This window comes from Shewanella sp. A22 (genome assembly GCF_053850585.1).
The window spans coordinates 15,237-34,020 of record NZ_JBSQBN010000009.1; the positions used below are offsets into that span (position 1 = coordinate 15,237).

Genomic DNA, 18,784 nt, shown 5'->3' on the forward strand with positions numbered 1-18,784 from the left:
AAGTATTCAATTAATGCCGGATGAGGAATCATCCGGCATTTTTATTTGTGTCAACCAAAACCTTCGTTAGGATTACTGATTCACTCATAGAGTGTTCTATCAATTGTTTACCTATATAGTGTAAAGCCTGAACGTTAATATTAACTTTTTTATGCGGGGTCTAAATATTAACTATTAACCACTCAATGCTTGAATTTTTGCCTTAAGAAGTAGAAGTTGTAGGAATAACGTATGTTAACGGAAAGCCTGTTGTGCTTAACGATCAAGTCACGGCTAAATGCGACTTAATCGTTTTATAACATTTATTAGGAATTTAAAAATGTCGATTTTAAAGAGGTTGTGTCTGTGGATCCCATTTGGGAAAGTTCCGGAAATGAACGCACAAGTGTTATACGAGCGACTAAAAGCTGAAAATATTCAAATTGTAGATATACGCTCAAAATTGGAATGGGCTAAATCACATATTGAAGGGTCGTTAAATATACCTATCACAACCCTTTCAATGGATGCGGTAAACCAGAACGAGATGTCTCCACACATCACAACCGTTGTGATATGTCTATCGGCCCATCGAAGTATTCCTGGGGTTCGAAAGCTAAAGCAGTTTGGATTTAATGATGTTTACCAACTTAAAGGGGGGATGCTGAGTTGGTGGAAATCGGCACTTCCGACATCGAATCAGGTACGTTAGAGCATAAGAGGTTAAGTATGACGTTAATATTTTTGCATGGTTCAGGATGTACTCATGTTGTTTGGGAGTATCAACAGATTTGTTTTAAACATTCTTTTGCACCTGATTTACCAGGCCACCCAATGGGCGATGAATTATCTAATGTCAGTGATTTTGCACAATGGCTAGTGAATTACATTGAAGACAGAAACCTGGTTAATGTGGTGTTGATAGGTCATTCATTAGGTAGTGCCATAGCGATGCAAGTTGCATTATTAAAAAAAATCCACATTAACGCATTGGTGTTAATTGGTGCGGGGGCGCGGTTAAAAGTGATGCCCCAACTTCTAAACTCGTTGTCGGCGATAGTAGAACACGACGGCGGGATCCCCGATTATGTATTGTCAGCGAATCAAAACATTACAGAGCCCTTAAGAACAAAAATCAATTCATCCATGAAAAAAAACGGTGCTAAGGTGATGTTAAATGATTTTCATGCTTGCGATAAATTTGATGTGATCGAACAGCTAACAGAGATTGATGTCCCAGTTCAAATTATTGTGGGTGATAAAGATGAATTGACACCTGTGAAGTATGCCAACTTTCTATACAACAACTTATTTAAAGCAGAGATTGCAATTATCGAAGGTGGAACTCACATGGTATTTGCTGAACAGCCCGCTTTAGTTAATGACATCATTAACGACTTTTTGACGAACCTCTAATACCAATCCTATTAAATATGTGATCTTTCAGCGGGAGTTAAAAGTGCTGTAGGCAAGGCAGATGATTGAAGCGAATAGTGATTCTCGGTAACAAGCTCCTGCGTTACTCTACCTCCAGCATCCATGCAGTCGTATTTTGAAAGCATCTAACGAAGCATAAAGGACTTTGAAACCTGCCAGAATGGAGTCTCTCAGGTATTCCACTTCTGTGTTACATCGATTTAAAAGGCAACAACCATTTCTACATCAATGTGCCTTGAATTGAAAAACCTGAGAGACTCTGAACTGACCAGATATTTAATGAGATTGGTATAACGCGTATGATAATAAAAGTGTGATCTTTTTTATGACTAACAAAGTGGTTGCGGGAGCAGGACCTTGATAAAAAGCGACGACCTTCGACCCTTTATTTATTAAAAGTTGAGCCTGACGAGTTTATGGGCTGATTTTATGATGTTATTTTAGGTAAGAATGAAAATTGACTAATAGAAAATGGTTGCGGGAGCAGGACTTGAACCTACGACCTTCGGGTTATGAGCCCGACGAGCTACCAACTGCTCCATCCCGCGTCCGATAAGACTGGGCGTTTAATATTCTTATTGCTAAGAAATGGTTGCGGGAGCAGGACTTGAACCTACGACCTTCGGGTTATGAGCCCGACGAGCTACCAACTGCTCCATCCCGCGTCCGATAAACGCATCAATTTTTTTAATTCTATTGATTAAGAATGCATTATCTTCTACTTTTCAAAATTGGTTGCGGGAGCAGGACTTGAACCTACGACCTTCGGGTTATGAGCCCGACGAGCTACCAACTGCTCCATCCCGCGACTGATTTTGACTGCGTTTAATTATTCTTATCAAGTAAGAAAGTGGTTGCGGGAGCAGGACTTGAACCTACGACCTTCGGGTTATGAGCCCGACGAGCTACCAACTGCTCCATCCCGCGTCCGATAAACGCTACTCTGTTGTATCCAAGTTACATGCTAGTTTGCGTGTCAACCTGTGTGCTTCAAAGCGGGGCGAACTATAGCGATCCCTATTTATCTTTGCAAGTAAAATCTTAATAATTCCGTTTGTTTGCTGGTAAAATAAGCGAGTAAGGGCGTTAAAGGGAGATCTTGATAAATTAGCACCCAAATTGGAGAATTTCTAAGTCCATTTCGATAAGTCGTTGGGGTTATGTGTTTGAGCAGGTATAATGTCGCACTGAATTTTGCGTAACCGATGACTGACTATTACATGTTTAATTTTTTTGCTGCTGCCCCAAAGGGTTTCGAATATAGCCTTGCTTCTGAACTTAAAGAGTTTGGGGCGACCGATGTTAAAGAAAGTGTTGCTGGAGTTTATTTTTCTGCTCCATTAGAACTGGCTTATCGGATTACATTATGGACTCGTTTAGCGAGCCGTATCGTATTAGTCATCTATAAAGGGGCTTGTGATTCTGCCGAGCAACTTTATAACGCAGCCTACTGCATTGATTGGCCATCGCATTTTTCACATAAAAAAACCTTCAGCATTGATTTTCACGGCACGGGTGGCTTTATTAATAACACCCAATTTGGCGCCCTGAAAATTAAAGATGCTGTAGTTGACCGTTTTCGAGATGATGGTACTGCACGTCCCGATGTTGAACGTGTTAATCCAGATTTTAAGATTGACGCTCATTATCGTAATGGCCAATTAACTATTTCGATGAACTTCTCTGGTGCGTCTTTACACCAACGTGGATATCGTTCAACTACAGGTGAAGCACCATTAAAAGAAAACCTTGCCGCCAATATGTTGGTTCGCAGCGGATGGCAAGCCAATCCTATTACAATACTCGATCCATTTTGCGGTAGCGGTACGGTATTAATTGAAGCGGCGTTAATGGCAGCCGATATTGCGCCAGGATTGAAGCGTGAAAAATTTGGTTTCGAAAGTTGGCAGAGTCACAATAAAGCAATGTGGCAAGCCATTTTTGATGAGGCTCAAGCGCGTGCGACTTTTGGTAAAACCCGCTGTAAACTCAAGTTTTACGGTTCTGATATCGAACCTCATCTGATTTCAATTGCTAAGCGTAATGCTGAAAATGCTGGCGTGGCAGAGTTAATTGAATTTAGTGTTTCAGATGCACTGGATGTAACACCGCCTGTAAGCGAAGGTTTTTTAATTTCGAATCCGCCTTATGGTGAGCGTTTAGGTAATGTCACTGAACTGTTACAACTCTACTACCAGCTCGGTGACAAGTTTAAGAAAGAGTTTGGCGGTTGGAAAATAGCCATGCTTTGTAGCGACATCGAACTCATTTCTTCGCTAAAACTTAAAGCCGACAAACAAATGAAGATGTTTAATGGTGCATTAGAGTGTGCTTTTAATCTTTATACTTTACACGCAAAAAGCACTCGCAGAGATGTACCTGTGTTGCCTGAAAGTGTTGATATTGCCGACATTGCTCCGGCTTTTGCCAACCGTATTAAAAAGAACGTTAAACAGTTTGAAAAATGGGCTAAAAAAGAGCGCATCGATAGTTATCGTTTATATGATGCAGACTTACCAGAATACAATGTTGCCATTGATAGATATGTCGATTATGTGGTTATTCAAGAATACTCTGCTCCAGCAACAATTCCAGAAGCGGTCACTAAACGCCGTATTAGTGATGTGCTATTAGCACTGCCTGGTGCATTAGGTATCCACCCAGATCGGATTACGTTAAAAACCCGCGAGCGCCAAAAAGGCACTAATCAATATCAAAAAATTGATGAACGTAAAGTGGAAGTTATCACACAAGAATACGGTGCTAAATTCAAACTTAACTTAACCGGGTATTTAGACACTGGCTTGTTTCTTGACCATCGTGTGACACGTAAATTGGTTGGTGATAAATCTAAGGATAAAAACGTCCTTAATTTGTTTGCTTACACGGGTTCTGCCTCTGTACATGCTGCAATTGGTGGTGCTAAATCAGTTACCACTATCGATATGTCCAATACCTATATTAACTGGGCAAAAGAAAACTTTGCCTTAAATGGACTGTCTGGTAAACAATATGACTTTATTCAAGCAGACTGTTTACAGTGGATAAAAGACAATAGTCATCAGAAATTTGAGCTGATATTTATCGATCCACCAACGTTTTCAAATTCTAAACGTATGGAAGACAGTTGGGATGTGCAACGCGACCATGTTGAAATGTTAGGTGGATTGATTAAGTTGTTGTCTGCAAATGGTGAACTGATTTTTTCAAACAACAAGCGTAAATTCAAAATGGATATCGAAGCGTTGAATCAAGCTGGTATCGACGTGACCAATATCGACCACTTATGTTTACCGCTGGATTATAAGCGTAATCCTCATATTCATAATGTGTGGCTACTGACTCATGCAAAAAAGTAGTTCTGTAGCTTATGTGCTATATCACACAGAGGGGTGCCATCTGTGTGATATAGCCAAAACCCTAATTGAACAAACCACAATCACTTATCAGCACATTGATATTTGTGATAGTCCATTACTTGCAGCTCGCTATGGCATGAGTATTCCAGTACTTGTACAGGGTAAACGTGAGTTATTTTGGCCTTTCGATGCCACACAATTACAAGATTTTTTAGGAGTTTAGATTGAGTCTGGTACGGATTAATAATGGCTCATTAGCCTACGGTTACATTCCTTTGCTGCTAAATGCAGACTTTACCATCGAACCTGGTGAACGAGTGTGTATTGTCGGGCGCAATGGTGCTGGTAAATCAAGTTTAATGAAAGTGCTATCAGGTGATGTATTGCTTGACGATGGTGAGTTCAATATTGCCAACGACGTTAACGTGAGTCGTTTACAGCAAGATCCACCGAAAGCCGAGACCGGAACGGTTTACGCATACATTGCAGCAGGCCTTAAAGATATTGGTGAAGCATTAGAAAAATATCATCAACTGTCCCATGATGTTGCAGATGCTAATCCTGAGCAGATGGAGCGTATGCTCAACCAAATGCAACGTCTGCAAGAAGTGTTGGATCACAATAACGGATGGCAATTAGATTCACGCATTATCCAAAACTGTCAATTGTTAGGCCTTGATCCAGATAAACCATTAAACGAATTGTCTGGTGGTTGGCAGCGAAAAGTGGCGTTAGCGCGTGCATTGGTTGTTAACCCAGATTTGCTGCTACTTGACGAACCTACCAACCATTTAGATATTGATACTATTGAATGGTTAGAACAATTTTTATTAAGCTTTAAAGGTGCGATTGTATTTGTAAGCCATGACCGTGGTTTTATTCAACGAATGGCGACTCGTATTGTTGATTTAGACCGCGGAGTGGTTATTTCATGGCCTGGTAACTATCAAGCATACTTAGATGGTAAGCAAGAATGGTTACGAGTCGAGGCAGAAAAAAATGCCCACTTTGATAAAAAGCTCGCCGATGAAGAAACTTGGATCCGTCAAGGTGTTAAAGCACGTCGTACCCGAAACGAAGGTCGTGTTCGGGCATTAAAAGCATTACGAGTTGAACGTAGTGAGCGTTTGAATCGTCAAGGTAATGCTAAAATGGCAGTGTCAGACAGTGAACGTTCTGGTAAGTTAGTTTTTGATGTAAAAAACGTTAACTATAATTTACCAGATAAAGATTTAGTTAAGAACTTTAGCACCACTGTTATGCGTGGTGACCGTATTGCATTAATTGGGCCTAATGGCTGTGGTAAATCAACGTTAATAAAGTTATTGATAGAAAAACTACAACCACAGTCTGGTGAAATTAAAGTGGGTACCAAGCTAGATGTTGCCTATTTTGACCAATATCGTGAAGCGCTTGATCCTGAAAAAACCGTTGAAGAAAACGTGGGTGAAGGTAAAAGCACGGTTACTATTAATGGACAAGATCGTCACATTTTAAGTTATTTGCAAGATTTTTTATTTTCACCAATGCGTGCTCGTACACCAGTTAAAGCCCTTTCTGGTGGAGAAAAGAACCGTTTATTACTCGCAAGGTTATTATTACGCCCTGCAAATCTCATTATTCTCGATGAACCAACAAACGATCTTGATATTGAGACCCTAGAATTGTTAGAGTCACTGCTTACTGATTTTGAAGGTACATTATTAATAGTCAGTCACGATAGAGCATTTATCGATAATACAGTGACCAGTAGCTGGTGGTTTGCTGGTAATGGTCAGTGGGCTGAGTATGTTGGTGGTTATCAAGATGCGGTTGCACAAGGGGCAAAGTTTTATTCTGAGGAACCAGTTGCAACTAATGTTGTCCAACCTTCCGCAGTGGTCGAAACAAAGCCTGCAAACACCCCTGAAAAAGCAGCTAAAAAACTGTCTTATAAATTGCAAAAAGAATTAGATACGCTTCCGAGTCAAATGGAACAGCTCGAACAAGAGATTGAACAATTGCAACAAACTGTAGGTAGCGCTGATTTTTATAATCAACCGCAGGATACGGTGAACAAAACCTTGCAATTGTTGGCAGAAAAAGAACAAGGTTTAGAAGTTTGCTTCGAGCGTTGGGAAGAGCTTGAATCACTGAAGTAAAGAATAATAAAACAGGAATTGTTACATGAAGTTAAAGTTTGATAAAGCCTTATCCCTCGTTGCGATAGGTGTATTCAGTGTGATTGGTTCAGCCCAAGCGGCACCAGTTTATGAAATTGTTAATATCGAAGATTTTGATTTAAACGGCACCATTGACGGCACACGTAATGGTTATGCCATGGCCGTGAACAATGAAGATAACATTGTTGGGATTTCAAAAGGTAAGAAGAAACTTAGCACCGACGATGTTGAAGACAGCATTATTGATATTGAAGATGGTATTTCTGATTCAGAAACTATTACCTATTCAGTGTTAACACCAATAGTGGCAAATAATTTTACTGTAACAGCCAGTGCCAACGTTTGGACTCCAACATTTTTTAGTTTGGCTGGCACCACAAATCCTGCAGATACAACTAATGTAGACAGCGACGGTGAAGTCATCGTTAATTCAATTGATACCTTCTTTTATGGCCTAAACAATAACGGCACCAAAGTGGGCTCGTACACTGGCGAAGAAAAAACCTTGGCTTATGAAGGTACCAGTACCACACAAGAGCTTTGGTATTATCGCGACTTTGAATTACGTGCGATTGCAGTAAAGGATGATGTGGAATATCCATTACTGCCTCCTTATACAACTTTTGAACGTGAACAAAGTGGTGATACTTCCGCTGCAACGGTTGAATTAGGCGGCTCATCTGTAGCGGCTGATGTGAATGATAATAACCTTGTTGTGGGTTATGGTAGTACCGCATTATCCTCATCAAGTGAAGACCGCGTTGAAAGCTGTATCACTGCTGCTGAAGATGCTGATACCGACAACCCATCTCCATTGGTTATTTGTATTCAAGACTCACAGTATCCGGATTCTAACGACCGTACGTATATTCAATACCAAACACGCGCATTAGTGTGGGATTTGAATAATATTGGTGATGACGGCGAAGCAGATCGCACAACGTTACCTTTAGGGCTTACTCCTGCAACTGATTCAACATTGATATACTCCGCACAAGCATTGGGTGTTAACAATAACGATGATATCGTTGGGCGCTCATATGTTTACCGCAATGGTAACACCGATGAATTATATTTTGATGCGGCTTATTGGAAAAAGAATGCCAACGGAGAGTATGAATATAATTGGGTTGAGATGGACGATGATGTAACACGATCTATTGCCTATGATATTAACGACAGTGGCATGTTAGTGGGTAGTTATCGTAAATACATCAGTGGTTATTTACGTGATAAATTCTTTATGTTTGATACCAATAATCCAGAACAAGGGATTGTTACGCCGAATGATTTTCAAACATCATTATCAGACTTAAGCAGTAAACCTAAAGATATCAATAATAAAGGCCAAGTGGTCGGTTACATTGAGTCAACTTACGAAAAAGAAAAACCGCGCCCTAAAGTGGGTTTTTTGTTTGACACTGATACCAGTGAGTTTTCTAATTTAAATGATCTTCTCACCTGTGGATCTAAAGGTTATGAACTGAATAGTGATAGTGAATGGGTTAATCATGAAGTCACTATTTTGGATGGCACAGGTGTAGAGTTAACTTACGATACAGACATTCAAGTTGTTGAAGCTAATAGCATTAATGAAGACGGCACCATTGTTGGCACGGCGTTTATTCGTAAACCACTGTATCAGGTTGATGTAAATGGTGATTTAATTCTTGGTGAAAATGATTTACCGTTATTTGAATTAGATGGCAATGGCGATCCTGTTACGTCTTATTTACCGCGTATGGTTATTTTGAAACCGTCATCTGGTGAAGCTTGCGCTAGTGAGATTACGGATCCTGAGGATGACGCCTCTTATGAGCGTCAAGGTGCGGCTAGTTTTGCTTGGTTATTTGCCTTGCCTTTATTATGGTTGCGTCGTCGAGTGAAAAAATAAGCTAATTCTGATCAGCATCATTTAGTACCTCTGTAAAGGGGTAGTCTAAAATCAAGAAAAAATCGAGGAATTATTCCTCGATTTTTTTTAATCTAATTCTCAATACCTTAATAAAAGATCGCTAAAATGGTGATTTTTTTTGTTGATCTTGGTTAAAAAACGTTCTATTTCTATATTCAAGGCTTCAGCTTTACCATGTCAAACAGAAGCCTGTTAATGGAAGAGGACTATTGCATGAAAAGACAAAAAAGAGATCGTTTAGACAGAGCATTTTCAAAAGGATTTCAAGCCGGAGTAGGAGGGCGTTCTAAGGAGGTTTGTCCCCATTCGAATCTGGATTCTCGGTCTCAGTGGTTAGGCGGATGGCGTGAAGGTATTGATGGTCGCCTCAATGGCCTTTTTAACAAATAGTACGACTTAAAAAATGCCCTCGCGATAAATATCGGAGGGCATTGAGGTCAATTTCAAATCTGGGTGATGCTCTAATATCTAATATGATTAGAATGTCGATGTATCGCTAAAAATGCCCACTTTCAAATCTGTTGCAGAGTAAATTTGGCGTCCATCGACTTCCATTGTGGCATCTGCAATACCCATTACCAATTTACGATGGATTTTACGTTTAATATTCAGCTTATAGGTGACTTTCTTTGCTTCAGGTAATACTTGGCCTGTAAATTTCACTTCACCTACACCTAACGCGCGTCCTTTGCCTTCAGCGCCTTCCCAGCCTAAATAAAAACCTACCAGTTGCCACATAGCATCTAAGCCTAGACAGCCAGGCATAACTGGGTCGCTGACAAAGTGGCAATCAAAAAACCATAAATCGGGGGTGATATCGAGTTCGGCAATAATTTCACCTTTACCATATTCACCACCATTTTCATTGATGGTAATAATACGGTCGATCATCAACATATTGTCGACAGGTAAGCGCGGTCTATTTGGGCCTAAAAGGTTACCATGACCACACGCAACAAGTTGCTCTTTAGTGAAACTATTCGCTTTTTCCATTTAAATCAATACCACTTATTTGACTGATAATATCAACAAGATAGCGAACACGTGTAAGCTAAACAACTCCGATCACTAAATAATACGTAATCTAGCTAGCAATTTAGCTAAAAAGTTCAGTTCAACACCATCGTCATCTTGTCCTGCTAGTTTATCTAAACGTTGTTGTACTAATCCGTAAAGCGTGTCTGGAGCAAAGTCATTATCCTCATTGGCTACGCCAGCAGGCATTTGCATCAATAGCTCGACAGCTTGATCCATATGTTCAATGGCATGGATATGAAATATGCCTTTATCAACGGCCTCAATCACTTCGGGTTCGAGATTAAGCTGCAATATGTTTGCTTTAGGCATAATAATACCTTGTTCACCAGTTAAGCCTCGGCGTTGACATAAATTAAAGAAACCTTCGATTTTTTCATTTATACCGCCAATGGCTTGTACATTGCCAAACTGATCTAACGCGCCTGTAACCGCTAAACTTTGAATAATAGGCTGTTCTGCTATTGCAGACATTAAACAGCAATATTCAGCCAGTGAAGCGCTATCACCATCGATTTCTTGATAAGACTGTTCAAACACTATATTGGCATTCAGGTGTAATGGTGCATCACGACCAAAAATTCGATACAAACAAGCTGACAGGATCATCATGCCTTTAGCATGAATATTACCACCCAGCTCAGATTTACGTTCAATATCGGCCACTTCACCATCACCATAATGTACTGAAGAGGTAATACGGGCCGGCTCACCATAGGTATAGTCACCAGTATCAATGACTGTCAGGCCATTAATCTGACCAACCATAGCACCTTTAGTTGGCAGGTTTATGAAATTATCGTCAAAACTTTGTGCTGAATATATTTCAGAGCTGTTGTGACGGAAGGTTAATTTTTCCAGTGCTTTAGCTATTGCGGCAGCATTTAAAACAGATTGGCCACAATAGGCTTTTGCTTGTCCTAATAATTGTCTTACCTCCAACATGCTTAAGCTCAACCGTTGTTGGTGCTCAACTAAACGGGAACTATACCAAAATAACGGTAATAAACTTGAGGTTTCTAGTTCGACAGACTCATAGTGGGCGAGGACATTCAGCCATTGCACATATGCAAATTCAGGGTGTTGAGTTAAATCGACTTCATTACTCATTTCAGCCAATAATGGAAAATGCTTACTAAAGTTACGGTCTTCAACACGAAGCTGGCTATATGATAAACCAGAGCCAACAAGCACAATTTTACAATTAAGCGGAATGGGGGCTAGCTCATTATTGATACGGTAAAAGCCATCATGCAAAATTTGCATCAACAAATCCCACAAATTTTCACGCTGCCATAATGATGCTAAGCAAATAAATACAAAATGATTTGTCGCTAATGCACCTGGTTTGTACACACTCGATTTATCTGTTTTAACCATTCTGCCGAGCAAATCTGCGCGGCGAATTGTCCCTTGTAAATAACAAGACAGAGATTCTTGCTTGGCAATAATACCCACATGCTCAGATGGCAGGGCTTGCTGCCATTTAAACTGAATCTCTTCATTTTCCAGCAACTTTTTTGTCGCCACCAAGTAACTATTTGAAGGAGTATTTGCTTGGCTTGCCAATGCATCAATAAATAGTGGTCTATCGACACCTAAAAAATCAGCAAGAAATAAATGTTGTGAATCAATTTTGCTCATTAGCTTAAAAGAATCAACAACCCGTTCTTGACCAAGTAAGATATGACTTAGAAAAAAAGCAGAAGTCGATGGATCAGGTAAATGATATTGAGGAGCGAGTTTAGCACTAGGCAGTAGCGTTGAATTCATATAGTGGTAATTTAACTGTGACAACGAAAAATAATGAGACGATATTAGCATAAAGCACCGCAAAAGCTTCAGCAGATTCCTTGTTTCAGCATCATCTCATTTTCATTTCAGTGATTTGAGCCTATAAAAAGTCATTCAATGAATCATTGTTACTAAAAATAGTATCAATGGTGACAAAAAGATGAGTGAGCTGATTAAATGCCGACCATTCGAGGTTTTTTTTGAAAATTATGGTTTACAACCAAACTCGTTACTTATATTATTCAGCCCGTTCGGAGGGATGGCAGAGTGGTCGAATGCACCGGTCTTGAAAACCGGCAACGGTTTATCCCGTTCTAGGGTTCAAATCCCTATCCCTCCGCCACATTAAATACGAGAAAAGCCGTTGATTATCAACGGCTTTTTTTGTTTCTGGCGTTTGAGGGGCTCTCCATAAGGATTGACTCAGACAATGTATCTTTATCGAGCACCCAACAACGTATACTTTACACGTATCTGTTTATCCAAATATTTACGCGACAAGGGCTTCCCCTTTGACGTAAAAGTCTCCTTACTGACTCGTGACAGAGCAGAAGCGGTTATCCGCAACATTGAGGTTGCCGGAACACTCAAAAAAATCATCAAGTCTATTGACCATCAAACACGTATTAACGACTTTATTCGCTACGTCGATGAGGTCATTAACAATCTTAGAGCTCAGTTTGATGCTGATGATTCTGATATTACGTTCAACATCACGCCGAAACCTCATTTCATCCCAATCAGAGACACTAAGTTGTCAGAGCATCGTGAAACCACAGCTGTTGCGCAAGCAAAGCCTGTTATTGGGTTAAACGAAGCATTAAGCGCATTTATTATTTCAAAACAAAAATCAGCCATCAGGCCTCTCTCTATTAAGCAGCTTGAGCAGCGTACTCGACATTTTATTGATACCGTATCATCAAAATCCGCTCTTAAAACCAAGTTTAAAACTGATGATAAATGTGTGCACGATATCACCAGCGCTGATGCGATGACCTATCGCGATGAGTTGCTGACTCAAGGCCGAAGCTACAAAAGCAATAAAGAATACTTAGCCGCCATATTTCAGTTCTTTAAATGGTGTCAGCTAATGAACTACTCCAATCACAACCCATTCGAAAGTGTCACCGTCGGTCAAAAACCGAAAGCCAAAGCGAATCAAGGTCGCAACCGCTGGACTGCATCTGAATTAAAACGATTAATTCGCTCGACTGCATTTAACGACTCAACCGACGATTTTAAGTGGGTCACACTCATGATGCTTTATGGCGGTTTAAGGCCATCTGAAGCGTGCCAGCTGCTATTAAGTGATATCAAGCAAGTAGATGGCGTTGACTGCATAAGCGTTGATGACAGCGGTGCAGGGCAACGAATAAAAAACATCAATGCTAAGCGCTATGTACCAATTCATAGTGCATTACTCGAACAAGGCTTTATGGCCTTTGTGACTCAACGCAAAACACAACAAATACAGCTGTTTGACTATAAACCCGTTGGAATTAACGAAGACTGGTCAAAAAACTACTGTAAACAACTCGCAAAGCTTCAAAATGAAATCGGCATGCAAGCGAATAAGCGTCCAACCGCATACGGCCTAAGACACACGTTTATTGATGAAATGAAGCAATTAGATATCAGCGAGCATATCGTGGCGCAAATCGTTGGCCACGCTAATCCAAACATCACTTATAGCCGTTATGGTAAAGATGTGAGGGTTGACGCATTGCTAAAGGATATTGAGATAATTGAATATGACATTTGATGATCGGGTGTTGTTAATAGATAAACATTAAAGTTCGAAAAGATGCTTGCCGCAATTGACAGCAACAGTGTCAGTTGAGGCACAAACACTGCTAAAACTGTAATTATTTCGCTACAGCAGAGAGCGAATAATTAGGCTGTTGAAAATGGCTCGCAGTCAGTGAGTGCGAAATATAACAGTTTAATCAAACAAGTGTTTCAAACATTGCTTATTTATTAAATTGTCTTAAATGCTCTGTAACCCAGATATCATCAGCTACAGGGTAGTGCGAAACAAACCTTTTCGCTCTCACTGAGAGCGAAATCAGTTTGTATATAAGAGTGAGTAAGTGGTTTTAACTGGAGCTTTATGTGAGATGGTTGCAGCATTTAAAAGGGGTCGCCGTGCTAAGATACTTCTAAACAATACGTAAAATTCGGGGGCTATATGCGTTATGTGAGTAAGAGATATAAAGCGAAATTTTCCGCGTTTCACAAACTAGCGCGCTCTAATGATATGTCCATCGAATTATGGCTGGAATTAAAAAGAAGATGCTCAGAATTAAAAGAGTCTAGGCGTTTACGAGACAAGGAAGGTCAAATTATTATTTGGGAGCAGTTAAGTATCGAGGAAAATATGGTGACTTTTCCAGTGCAAACACTCAAAGGAACACCTTTGGATGTCATAAGCGTCTGCTTTAATGCAGAATCATTTATTAGTCTCCAGCAATCATACGGCGAATGCCCTCAAGAAATCGCTGTTAAGGTCATCGCCTCACTTGAGGCAAATTAGGTCCAATGCAGTTCTGCTAAATCTAACAAACTTTTGCCCCAAAGCTTGTTAGTTGGGAGTCGCGAAGAACAAACTTGCAATCTAATTACCCTATAAATTCTAATCTATGTCCTGCTTTTGATTTTTCATCACGAGGAGCTGAAACAGGAGTGTTCTACAGTAGTATTTGAATCGCAAGGTTTTAGTGATTTTGAATCGATATATGTGAGCGTCACCTCATACATTTAAATCTAAAAGCATTTAAAATTAGATACTTAAACGTTACCACTTTTAAATAGTAGGTTTGGAAAACGTATATGCCGTTTTCTTGATGGTATATCTGTTAGCAAACTGATAACTTATAGTTAATACAATTAGTTAAGAGTGCGTGTTTTCTGGTCTAATGAGGTAATTGCTCATGCGCACGATTATAAGACGTTAGCTAAATAGTCGAATCAACTAGCCTAAAGATAAGGAAAGAAATATGAGTAAAAATTTGGAAGGATTCTTAAGGGATACCTGTGGCCTAGAAGATTGGCATCCAACGACGCAGCAACTGGCGGCCATTGAAAAAGATATCAACGAGGCGATCCGAAGCGGTAAGACCTTAAGTCGTACGGAATGCCAACATATAGTTGGTAAACATTGCGGCTCAGTTCGAATGCTGGTGACAAAGAGTGTTGATAATTCTGATCTAAATACATTGCTGGCATTGGCTATGGCAAAGGGGACGACTAAGTAATGACTAATGAGCAGGCGGTTGTTGATGCAGGTAAAGAAATTGCCCGCCTGAAGTCTTCCTATGTATCTTACATAATGCCGATAGTTATAGAATACAATGAAAATAATACTGAGCCTTCATTATCTCAGCTACTAGAATGTCAGAAGCTTGGAAATGAGTATTTTAACTATGTTGAGCGCTTCGTAGGAGATTCAGACTTACTTGGCGCACATGCAAAAGGAAAATGGGTTACTGGGTTAGCTGAAGACTGCAAAGTGATTTTGGAGTCCTATTTGATGCACGCGGAGTTTATTGTCAGTTGGAAATCAAAGTTAGGGGAACATGCTAATCCAGCTAAAAGCGCTCTTTCTAATATGCAGCGTATGGTATTAGAGTATCTTCCAAGAGAGCAATCTATTTCTTTAAAATCACAGTTTGAGAGTAATAAATTACCAACTCAAGGTTTCAATATGCCAGCAAAGCAAGACAAAAAGAATATTCCCAAATGGCAGTTAATAACCAGTGTTAGTATTGGGTGTGTTGCACTTATTGCAAGTGTAGTCATTGCTTTGGTTGTTCCAAATCCAACAACATACCAAATATTTATTCTTCGTGGACTATTTGCTATTTCACTAGCATCTATCGCATCAATTATTCCTGGGTTCCTAAATTTAGAAACTGGAGCAAAGAGTACAGCCGCATACTTCGGCATATATGCGGGGGGAGCAATAACCATATTTGTACTTATTTGGTTGTTTAACCCACCAGAGATTAGTGGCGAAAACACTGACTCTCAACCAGTTACAGAGCAAGGAAGCTAACGAAGCTATGCAATTGCTGTCAGAAAGCTTCATGCGTTTTACAAATATACACGCATATGGATAATACAAATGTAGGACTAGAGAGGGTTAAATGGGTTCATATACTGAATTATATATTGACGACTATCCTGTTTTGTCTTCACAAAGCTACGTCGACTCTGAGGTGATGACACTATTCACAGAGTCTGACAAGAAAACCTTCGCACAAAAATTAAGCAGTCGCAACCCACTAGTTTGGGGAGAAGTTGATGAAGAGGAAGACTGTCTTGAAACTGCACATCAATATGAATCTTCTGTAAAAAACACTATTGAGCGGCTAGAAATAATGGGGTATACCATGGCGTTTGTAAAACGTCAATTTGAAGCTAGTGTTGATGAACGGAAATCATTCCTGTCAGATGACCGCCCGGATGGAATGCCTGAATTTTATATAGAAGAATATAACTTCTTAAATTGTGTAACGATTGATGACTTTATTGCTAGCTTTAAAGAGTTGCGAGTTAGACAAGTTCCATGGAGTTCATTTGTTGATCAAGACGAGTTTAAATTGTCTGATGCTGCAAAGTATCTTGCTAGTGACACCAATGGGTGGATGCTAAATTTCCCATGTAGTGATGTACGTTCCTATATTAGAGTTATTCTTGAATCTTGCCCGTTTGACTCTAGCGTTGTCCAAGATCTTACGGAAGTAACTAATGCTGGATATTACGAATTAGAAGATAAAGTTCGTGATAACGCTGTTGACACGTTGTTGTCGGGAGTTGATGTAAACTCAAAAATAATAGTGCTCACAGAAGGCTCGTCGGACAAGTCAATTATAGAGCGTTCACTAAAACTACTATATCCCCACTTGGCTGATTATTACAGATTCATGGATTTTGGATTAGCAAATGCATCGGGTGGTGCTAGCTCCTTAGTCTCTCAAGTGAAAGGCTTTGTTGGTGTTGGTATTAAAAACAAAACGATTGCACTTCTTGATAACGATACAGCTGCTTATGTTGCAAAAAAATCGCTTGATAAAACTAACTTACCAGAAAATATTCGGGTAATACATTATCCTGATTTACCTTTAGCTGAAAATTACCCGACGATCGGACCAACTGGAGTGCAATCTGTAAACATAAACAATCTTGCCGGTAGCATAGAGTTATACCTAGGAGAGGACATACTAAAGGATAATGGTGAATATATCTTAGTTGAGTGGCATGGGTTTGATAAATCACTAAGTAAGTATCAAGGTGAGTTGCTGAATAAAAAAGGTATACAAGAGAAATTTTATCGAAAAATAACAGAGTGTGAGCAAGACATGTCCAAGATTTCGCAATATGATTGGTCAGGAATGCAACTAATCCTGAATTCTATGTTTACCGCCTTTGAGCCATAACAAACGGTTCCAAGCGATAAACTCCAGCTCTTGCTAATTGCGCCTGAGCCGAACGTTAAGCCATAGAAATATTAATCTGAAATCCGCAAATTAGAGCTTAGTACCTAAATTGTTTCTGTCCAAAAGTGTGACAGGATAGCTTAGCAATAAGAAACTAAGCACAAATCAGTCGATCAAATTTTAGTAATACCACAGAGTCGGGAGTTGCTACTCTAATAGTGACGATTCAAAGAGAAGAATTGATGATGAAGAATACTAAACTCAATATATTGCTTTTAAAATGTGACGCAACGGCACCAGTTCCTGATGATTTAACTGCATGGCTTGATTCTCCTTCTGTCGGAAATGAAATTATTACTGGTCACGATGAGATATCTCTGAGTTCTGATGATGAATATCGTGCCGCTTTAAAGACAATCGAAGGATTGTTTGATGCAATACCTAATACCGCTGAATTGGAAAGTTTTTTATCTATTCTTGAAAATGACATGCAACAACACCCCGACAAATTAGTGCCGCTCACAGCAAGTATGCGTAGAAGTGCTGAAAGTTTAGTTGAAAGTGTAGAAATTGATTTTGGTGCTCAGTTATTAGACGAGTTGTAGGTAATTGGGAGACTAGAAGTTATCTGAAAACCTAACTTTGTTCGCTCTTTGTAACGCAGAAATGTTCACAAGTGTGTTTGAAGCGAAAGATGTTGAGCCCCTATTGATGCATTAATAAATTAGGTCTTCAGGCTTTTGAAATTCACTTATACTGCTATCAAATAACTATTGTCTGTTGGAGTCGGCCTGTATGTTTAATGAAGCGCATTCAGCATTAGTTGGTACATGCATCAATGCTCCTCATCGTGAGTCATATAGAGATATAGAGCTTATTCGGCAGGGGTTAACCGCTGACATGCTAGCTAATGCGATGACGTTAACTTGCTTATCTAGGCGTGAATTAGAAACAGTATTAGGGGTAAAATTAAGACTTCACGATAAGCTGTTGCCAGCCATCGCGACCGAGCGTGTGTTGATGCTCATCAGTACTATTCAAGCAGGAACAGAGTACTTTGGTACGCAAGATAAAATGCTTTTATGGCTAAAGACACCCAACCAGACGTTTGCTAATCAACAACCGATAACACTATTAGATACCACCATAGGTATGGACATGATTAATGCGACGATAACTAAGTTATCGCATGGTATGACTGCGTAACAACGCCGGTGACTTTACAGCGCCTTGGCGACAATTTTAATTACCAAGCTCTATTCCATTCAACATATTCCTACAGCCAAATGCCGTTAATCTAATGACGATTTACCGTGTGCTGCGAATAGCATAGTTTAGTCAATAATGCCTTTTGCCAACTTACGTTCAACCTCCGCTGCATCAGGGAAAATATCGGTGTGTTCGCAGCCTAAAATATGAATAATTTCGTAAATCCTATCGCACGACACAGCAATAACCCCTTTCTCAATACGGCTGATATAGCTTTGCTCAACCTCTAACTTGCTGGCAAGGTCTGCTTGTGTCCAAGACTTTCTAATTCTCGCTACTTTTATGTTCATACCAATTAAGGCTTGCGCTGATTGCATGCAAAATCTCAATAACTTCCAGAATATGTTAATAATCCCATATCGATCCACTTATCAGTATTTACAACAATACATAAAA

At 39.7% G+C, this 18,784-nt stretch carries 17 protein-coding genes and 5 tRNA genes; 15 read left to right on the forward strand and 7 right to left on the reverse strand.

Annotated features, from left to right (window positions below; genetic code table 11):
- Positions 1-373 precede the first annotated feature (373 nt).
- Both ACWXWT_RS03130 and ACWXWT_RS03135 read left to right on the forward strand, forming a co-directional pair.
- Positions 374-691 (forward strand): rhodanese-like domain-containing protein, encoded by a 318-nt coding sequence (locus tag ACWXWT_RS03130; RefSeq protein WP_456040164.1) that lies wholly within the window; start codon positions 374-376, stop codon positions 689-691.
- Positions 692-708: 17 nt separating this feature from the next.
- Positions 709-1,395, forward strand: coding sequence for an alpha/beta fold hydrolase (locus ACWXWT_RS03135; RefSeq protein ID WP_456040165.1), 687 nt, complete (start codon positions 709-711; stop codon positions 1,393-1,395).
- Positions 1,396-1,888: 493 nt separating this feature from the next.
- Here ACWXWT_RS03135 and ACWXWT_RS03140 read toward each other — a convergent pair.
- From ACWXWT_RS03140 to ACWXWT_RS03155, 4 genes are all read right to left on the reverse strand, one after another.
- Positions 1,889-1,964 (reverse strand) — tRNA-Met (locus tag ACWXWT_RS03140).
- 41 nt (positions 1,965-2,005) lie between these two features.
- Positions 2,006-2,081 (reverse strand) — tRNA-Met (locus ACWXWT_RS03145).
- A 67-nt stretch (positions 2,082-2,148) separates the two neighbouring features.
- Positions 2,149-2,224: transfer RNA gene (locus ACWXWT_RS03150), tRNA-Met, on the reverse strand.
- Positions 2,225-2,267: 43 nt separating this feature from the next.
- Positions 2,268-2,343: transfer RNA gene (locus ACWXWT_RS03155), tRNA-Met, on the reverse strand.
- A 293-nt stretch (positions 2,344-2,636) separates the two neighbouring features.
- Between ACWXWT_RS03155 and rlmKL the strand changes: the two genes are divergently transcribed.
- The 5 genes from rlmKL (at position 2,637) to rmf (ending at position 9,242) form a co-directional block, all read left to right on the forward strand.
- On the forward strand, positions 2,637-4,775 hold the full coding sequence (gene rlmKL, locus ACWXWT_RS03160) for a bifunctional 23S rRNA (guanine(2069)-N(7))-methyltransferase RlmK/23S rRNA (guanine(2445)-N(2))-methyltransferase RlmL (protein ID WP_456040166.1): 2,139 nt from the start codon (positions 2,637-2,639) through the stop codon (positions 4,773-4,775).
- Positions 4,762-4,998 carry a glutaredoxin family protein gene (locus ACWXWT_RS03165; RefSeq protein ID WP_456040167.1) on the forward strand — a complete coding sequence of 79 codons (237 nt, stop codon included), beginning with the start codon at positions 4,762-4,764 and terminating at the stop codon, positions 4,996-4,998. The genes rlmKL and ACWXWT_RS03165 overlap by 14 nt, the downstream gene beginning before the upstream one ends.
- A 1-nt stretch (position 4,999) precedes the next feature.
- Positions 5,000-6,916, forward strand: a complete 1,917-nt coding sequence (locus ACWXWT_RS03170) for an ABC transporter ATP-binding protein (protein ID WP_456040168.1) — start codon at positions 5,000-5,002, stop codon at positions 6,914-6,916.
- A 25-nt stretch (positions 6,917-6,941) separates the two neighbouring features.
- Positions 6,942-8,831 carry a DUF3466 family protein gene (locus ACWXWT_RS03175; protein ID WP_456040169.1) on the forward strand — a complete coding sequence of 630 codons (1,890 nt, stop codon included), beginning with the start codon at positions 6,942-6,944 and terminating at the stop codon, positions 8,829-8,831.
- 234 nt (positions 8,832-9,065) lie between these two features.
- Positions 9,066-9,242: a ribosome modulation factor gene (rmf, locus tag ACWXWT_RS03180; RefSeq protein ID WP_011638106.1), complete on the forward strand. Its 177-nt coding sequence runs from the start codon at positions 9,066-9,068 to the stop codon at positions 9,240-9,242.
- A gap of 87 nt (positions 9,243-9,329) precedes the next feature.
- On the opposite strand, the gene fabA is transcribed toward rmf, so the two are convergent.
- Together fabA and ACWXWT_RS03190 are read right to left on the reverse strand one after the other, a co-directional pair.
- Positions 9,330-9,845, reverse strand: coding sequence for a bifunctional 3-hydroxydecanoyl-ACP dehydratase/trans-2-decenoyl-ACP isomerase (gene fabA / locus ACWXWT_RS03185; protein WP_456040170.1), 516 nt, complete (start codon positions 9,843-9,845; stop codon positions 9,330-9,332).
- Between the two features lie 75 nt (positions 9,846-9,920).
- Entirely contained in the window at positions 9,921-11,660 is a 1,740-nt protein-coding gene (locus ACWXWT_RS03190) for an AAA family ATPase (RefSeq protein WP_456040201.1), read from the reverse strand.
- 274 nt (positions 11,661-11,934) lie between these two features.
- Between ACWXWT_RS03190 and ACWXWT_RS03195 the strand changes: the two genes are divergently transcribed.
- The 8 genes from ACWXWT_RS03195 (at position 11,935) to ACWXWT_RS03230 (ending at position 18,325) form a co-directional block, all read left to right on the forward strand.
- A tRNA-Ser gene (locus ACWXWT_RS03195) sits at positions 11,935-12,024 on the forward strand.
- Between the two features lie 87 nt (positions 12,025-12,111).
- Entirely contained in the window at positions 12,112-13,443 is a 1,332-nt protein-coding gene (locus ACWXWT_RS03200; RefSeq protein WP_456040171.1) for a tyrosine-type recombinase/integrase, read from the forward strand.
- A 426-nt stretch (positions 13,444-13,869) separates the two neighbouring features.
- Positions 13,870-14,214 (forward strand): hypothetical protein, encoded by a 345-nt coding sequence (locus ACWXWT_RS03205; protein ID WP_456040172.1) that lies wholly within the window; start codon positions 13,870-13,872, stop codon positions 14,212-14,214.
- A 463-nt stretch (positions 14,215-14,677) separates the two neighbouring features.
- Entirely contained in the window at positions 14,678-14,935 is a 258-nt protein-coding gene (locus tag ACWXWT_RS03210; RefSeq protein WP_456040173.1) for a hypothetical protein, read from the forward strand.
- On the forward strand, positions 14,935-15,735 hold the full coding sequence (locus ACWXWT_RS03215) for a hypothetical protein (protein ID WP_456040174.1): 801 nt from the start codon (positions 14,935-14,937) through the stop codon (positions 15,733-15,735). Before ACWXWT_RS03210 ends, ACWXWT_RS03215 begins: the two co-directional genes overlap by 1 nt.
- Positions 15,736-15,826: 91 nt before the next feature.
- A complete protein-coding gene (locus tag ACWXWT_RS03220) occupies positions 15,827-17,119 on the forward strand; it encodes a HEPN/Toprim-associated domain-containing protein (RefSeq protein ID WP_456040175.1) in 1,293 nt (430 codons plus the stop codon).
- A 242-nt stretch (positions 17,120-17,361) separates the two neighbouring features.
- The gene (locus ACWXWT_RS03225; protein ID WP_229780245.1) at positions 17,362-17,724 is read left to right on the forward strand and encodes an AbrB/MazE/SpoVT family DNA-binding domain-containing protein; all 363 of its coding nucleotides are present in this window, start codon (positions 17,362-17,364) and stop codon (positions 17,722-17,724) included.
- Positions 17,725-17,914: 190 nt separating this feature from the next.
- A complete protein-coding gene (locus tag ACWXWT_RS03230) occupies positions 17,915-18,325 on the forward strand; it encodes an antitoxin Xre/MbcA/ParS toxin-binding domain-containing protein (RefSeq protein ID WP_456040176.1) in 411 nt (136 codons plus the stop codon).
- A 128-nt stretch (positions 18,326-18,453) separates the two neighbouring features.
- On the opposite strand, the gene ACWXWT_RS03235 is transcribed toward ACWXWT_RS03230, so the two are convergent.
- A complete protein-coding gene (locus ACWXWT_RS03235) occupies positions 18,454-18,705 on the reverse strand; it encodes a helix-turn-helix domain-containing protein (RefSeq protein ID WP_182680886.1) in 252 nt (83 codons plus the stop codon).
- Between the last annotated feature and the right edge of the window lie 79 nt (positions 18,706-18,784).